Genomic DNA, 4,736 nt, shown 5'->3' on the forward strand with positions numbered 1-4,736 from the left:
GCCAGGCACATCGAGCAACCGGGCTCGCGCCACTCAAAGCCTGCGGCCTTGAAGACTTGATCCAAGCCCTCGGCCTCGGCCTGCGCCTTGACCAGACCCGAACCGGGCACCACCAGGGCCAGGCGCACATTGCTCGCCAAGCGCCCGCCGATGCGGCGCACGACTGCTGCTGCCTCGCGCATGTCTTCAATGCGGCTGTTGGTGCAAGAGCCGATGAAGACTTTGTCGATGCGAATATCGGCCACCGCTTTGTTGGGCTCCAGCGCCATGTATTGCAAGGCGCGCTCGATGGCACCGCGTTTGACCGCGTCTTTTTCCTTGTCGGGATCAGGCACGCGCTGATCAATGCCCAAGACCATCTCGGGCGAGGTGCCCCAGGTGACTTGCGGGCGAATCTGGCTGGCATCCAAGTCCACCACGGTGTCGAATATGGCGCCGGCGTCCGAGTGCAGGCCGCGCCAGTATTGAACCGCCAGGTCCCATTCCACGCCGCTGGGCGAGAAGGGCCGGCCCTTGCAGTAATTGATGGTGGTGTCGTCCACGGCGATCAGACCAGCGCGAGCACCGGCTTCGATCGCCATATTGCAGACCGTCATGCGGCCTTCCATCGACAGCGCACGGATGGCCGAACCGCCGAACTCAATCGTGTAGCCGGTGCCGCCGGCGGTGCCGATCTTGCCAATGATGGCCAGCACGATGTCTTTGGCGCCGCAACCGGCTGGCAATGTCCCTTCCACCCGCACCAACATATTCTTGGCCTTCTTGGCCAAGAGCGTTTGCGTGGCCAGCACATGCTCCACCTCGGAAGTGCCGATGCCATGCGCCAAGGCGCCAAAAGCACCGTGTGTGGAGGTGTGGCTGTCGCCGCAAACCACGGTCATGCCGGGCAGGGTGGCCCCCTGCTCGGGGCCGATCACATGGACGATGCCCTGGCGCTTGTCGTTCATCTTGAACTGGGTCACGCCATGGCGATCGCAGTTCTGATCGAGGGTGTCGACTTGCAGCTTGGAGATGGGGTCGCTGATGCCGCCGCTACGGTCGGTGGTGGGCACATTGTGGTCGCTAACCGCCAGATTGGCGGACAAGCGCCAGACCTTGCGCGAAGCCAACTCCAGGCCTTCAAAGGCTTGCGGGCTGGTCACCTCATGCAGCAGATGGCGGTCGATGTAGAGCGTGGCCGTGCCATCCTCTTCGGTGTGGACCACATGCTCGTCCCAAAGCTTGTCGTACAAGGTGCGTGCGTTCATCGCGGGCTTCCTTTGGATTTAGGGGAATTCGTTGTTCAAGTCTTCGATTGGGGGCACAGCGCTTCAACAAAGCGCTGCACCACCGCGGGCAAGCGCTCTTGGCGCATCACACCCAGGCAGTATTCGCGTTCGGCCCAGGGCTCTTCCAGGCGCAGCAGCTTGACCTCAAACACGCGCGAGAAGCGCTCCGCCGGGCCTTCCGGCAAGACCGCCACGCCCAGGCCGGCCTCGACCAATTGCGCGATGGCATCAAAGCCGCGCACCTGCAGCCGGGCATTCAAGGTTTGTCCGCGCGCCAGGGCCTGCTCGCGCATCAGTTCCTGGGCCGAAGCGCCGGCATGCAAGCCGACCAGGTCATAGGCCAGCAAGTCGCTGAAGCTCACCGCATCTTTGCCCGCCAAGTCATGATGCTTGGGCACCAACACCGCCAAACGGCCGCTGCGGTAGCGCCAGGTCTGCAGGCGGTTGTCCAACATTGGCGGGGTGAAGATGCCCACATCCGCCCTGCCCTCGGCCACGGCCGCTTGCACTTCGGCACTGGTTTGATCTTCCAAGCTGATGCGGATTTGAGGGTGCGCCTGGCTGAAGGCGGCCAAATCCGGCGGCAAGCACTCGGCAATCGAGCCGCTGTTGGCAGCGATGCGCAAATGGCCCTTGATGCCGCGCGCGAACTCCACCACCTCGCTCTCCAGCGCGTGCAGCGAGGCGTGCAAAGAGCGGATGTGGCGAACCAAGGCGCGGCAGGCTTCGGTGGGCTCCACACCGCGGGAGCGGCGCTCGAACAGTTGCACGCCCAAGCGCGCCTCCAGGTCCGATACCCGCTTGCTCGCCGCCGCCAGGGCCAGATGCTCCTGCTGCGCGCCCCGCGTGATCGAGCGGGTCTGCTCGATGGCGAGGATGAGGTTCAAGGTGGTGAGGTCAAGCCGCATACCCCGACTTTAACCCTTCGCGCATTCAATTCAATCGCTTGAAATTGAAATCAACGCTTCGCGTAACGCGAATTCAGGACACAGACAGTGAAACGAACTCAGCGCCTCGGAATGGCGTAGGTCCCCACGGCATGGGCCACTGGCTCGGGCTCGCCATCGGAGTACAAATCCACCTCGCCCACCGCCAGTGACTTGCCCACTTTTTTCATGCGGCAAACACCGATGATGTCCTTGCCGGCTGAGGGTTTGCGCAAGAAGTTGATGTTCAGATTGGTGGTCACCGCCAGCGGCACGATGCCGATCTGGCTGAGCAAGGCTACATAGAGCGCCACATCAGCTACGGTCATCATCACCGGACCAGAGACGGTGCCGCCAGGTCGCAACTCCGCCGGACCCACTGGGTGCCGAATCGTGGCGGTGCCGGCGGACGCAGCCACAATTTGGCAACGGGTTTGCGGGAACTGTTCCAACAAAAATGCCGCCAAGCGGGCTTGGTCGACGCCAGTCTCTGGCGGCGGATGCTGGGCAGCGCTCATGCCGACTGCTGAGTACCGAGCGCCGCAATCACTTCCGCAGGCGCCTGCACCAATTCGATCAATACCCCTTCTCCGCCGATCGGAAACTCCGCGCTGGACTTGGGGTGAATGAAGCAGATGTCATAGCCGGCCGCGCCCTTGCGGATGCCGCCCGGCGCGAAGCGCACGCCGTTCGCTGTCATCCACTCGACGGCCTTGGGCAGATCATCCACCCACAGGCCCACATGGTTGAGCGGCGTGGTGTGCACGGCCGGCTTCTTCTCGGGATCGAGCGGCTGCATCAGATCGACCTCGACCTTGTGCGGGCCCTGGCCGATGGCGCAAATGTCTTCGTCAACGTTCTCGCGCTCGGAAACGAAGTTGCCGGTGACCTGCAGGCCCAGCACATCGACCCAGAGCTTGCGCAAGGCCTGCTTGTCGGGGCCACCGATGGCGATCTGCTGGATGCCGAGGATTTTGTAGGGCTTGTTGCTGCTCATGGATGCCGCCTCACTCAAAACGCAGGATCAGCTGATCCACCGACAGGCTCTCTCCCACCTTGGCCAGCACCTCGGCCACCTTGACGTCGCGCTCGGCGATCAAGATGTTCTCCATCTTCATCGCTTCGATCACCGCCAGCCGTTCGCCGGCCTGCACCGTCTGGCCCGGCTGCGCGGCGATTTGCACCAGCAGGCCCGGCATGGGCGAGAGCAGGAACTTGCTGGTGTCCGGCGGGGCCTTGAAGGGCATCAAGGTCTGCAGCTCGGCGGCGCGCGGCGAGAGCACATTGACCAGGATGGCATAGCCGTTGTGCTGCAGGCGATAGGCCAGCGGCTGCTTGGCCGTGCCGCGCTCGGCCTGGGCCACAAAGGGCTGGCCGTTGACGGTTCCGGTCAAGCGGATGTCGTTCAGGCGCGAGTTGCAGACGATGCGGTAGCTCTTGGCCGCAGCGCCTTCACCGACGCGCACCAGGGCCTCGCCCAAATGGCCGACGAACTCGGAGATGTGCAGGGCGTGGCGCGCTTGCTGACCGGCCGTGCCCTCGGACACCAGGGCCACATAGTCATGCTCGATGCGCACCTCATGGCCTGGCAGCTGGCCGCTGATGCCGGCCTCACGTTCGCGCGCTTTGCGGCGGATGAAGCCGGCCAAGGCCACGAGGAACAGCGGATCGCTGTGCGGCACATCCTCGGCGCGGAAGCCACCACCGTAGTGCTGGGCGATGAAGCCGGTGTTGAAGTTGCCGGACTTGAAGTCCTCATGCGCCAACAAGGCCGACTGGAAGGGGATGTTGCTGGAGATGCCACGGATGACAAAGCCATTCAAGGCTTCTCGCATCTTGGCAATGGCATCAGTCCGGTCGCGGCCGTGGACGATGAGCTTGGCGATCATCGAGTCGTAGAACATCGGGATCTCGCCGCCTTCGTAGACGCCGGTGTCGACCCGGACTCCGCCAAAATTCTCAGCGGCATAACTCTCGCCCTGCAGGGTCAGCGTGCCCTGCTCCAAGTTCGCCTGCGGGGGCTGGTATTTGACCAGGCGGCCGGTCGAGGGCAGAAAGTTGCGGAAGGGGTCTTCGGCATTGATGCGGCACTCAATCGCCCAGCCTTCGCGCTTGATGTCCTCTTGCTTGAGGCTCAGCGGCTCGCCGGCGGCCACGCGGATCATCTGCTCGACCAGGTCCAGGCCGGTGATGCACTCGGTCACCGGGTGCTCCACCTGCAAGCGGGTGTTCATCTCCAGGAAGTAAAAGCTCTGGTCCTTGCCGACCACAAACTCCACCGTGCCCGCGCTCTGGTAGTTCACAGCCTTGGCCAGGGCCACGGCCTGCTCGCCCATGGCTTTGCGGGTGGCTTCGCTGATGAAAGGCGACGGCGCTTCTTCGATCACCTTCTGGTGGCGGCGCTGGATCGAGCATTCGCGCTCCCAAAGGTAGACCGTGTTGCCCTGGCTGTCACCCAGCACCTGGATCTCGATGTGGCGCGGCTCTTCGACGAACTTCTCCATGAAGACGCGGTCGTCGCCAAAGCTGTTGCGCGCCTCAT

The 4,736-nt window shown here is 63.5% G+C and carries 5 protein-coding genes; all 5 read right to left on the reverse strand.

Going from position 1 to position 4,736, the window contains the following annotated elements:
• Positions 1 to 1,247, reverse strand: a 1,247-nt coding sequence (gene leuC / locus ACOVRJ_RS17210) for a 3-isopropylmalate dehydratase large subunit (protein WP_422045063.1), incomplete at its 3' end; no start/stop codon positions are given.
• A gap of 35 nt (positions 1,248 to 1,282) precedes the next feature.
• Complete coding sequence (locus tag ACOVRJ_RS17215; RefSeq protein ID WP_422045064.1) at positions 1,283 to 2,176, reverse strand: LysR family transcriptional regulator; 894 nt, start codon at positions 2,174 to 2,176, stop codon at positions 1,283 to 1,285.
• Positions 2,177 to 2,274: 98 nt separating this feature from the next.
• Positions 2,275 to 2,712 carry a PaaI family thioesterase gene (locus tag ACOVRJ_RS17220; protein ID WP_422045065.1) on the reverse strand — a complete coding sequence of 146 codons (438 nt, stop codon included), beginning with the start codon at positions 2,710 to 2,712 and terminating at the stop codon, positions 2,275 to 2,277.
• Positions 2,709 to 3,191, reverse strand: a complete 483-nt coding sequence (locus ACOVRJ_RS17225; protein ID WP_422045066.1) for a VOC family protein — start codon at positions 3,189 to 3,191, stop codon at positions 2,709 to 2,711. The genes ACOVRJ_RS17220 and ACOVRJ_RS17225 overlap by 4 nt, the downstream gene beginning before the upstream one ends.
• 10 nt (positions 3,192 to 3,201) lie before the next feature.
• The coding region (locus tag ACOVRJ_RS17230; RefSeq protein ID WP_422045067.1) for a biotin/lipoyl-containing protein at positions 3,202 to 4,736 on the reverse strand (1,535 nt) is incomplete at its 5' end.

Source organism: Roseateles sp., assembly GCF_049240545.1.
GTDB lineage: Bacteria > Pseudomonadota > Gammaproteobacteria > Burkholderiales > Burkholderiaceae_C > Paucibacter_A.

What these genes read in the sequence shown, in the direction of transcription:
- ACOVRJ_RS17215 (WP_422045064.1), bottom strand. Translation starts at nt 2,176, where the DNA reads ATGCGGCTTGACCTCACCACCTTGAACCTCATCCTCGCCATCGAGCAG.
- ACOVRJ_RS17220 (WP_422045065.1), bottom strand. Translation starts at nt 2,712, where the DNA reads ATGAGCGCTGCCCAGCATCCGCCGCCAGAGACTGGCGTCGACCAAGCC.
- ACOVRJ_RS17225 (WP_422045066.1), bottom strand. Translation starts at nt 3,191, where the DNA reads ATGAGCAGCAACAAGCCCTACAAAATCCTCGGCATCCAGCAGATCGCC.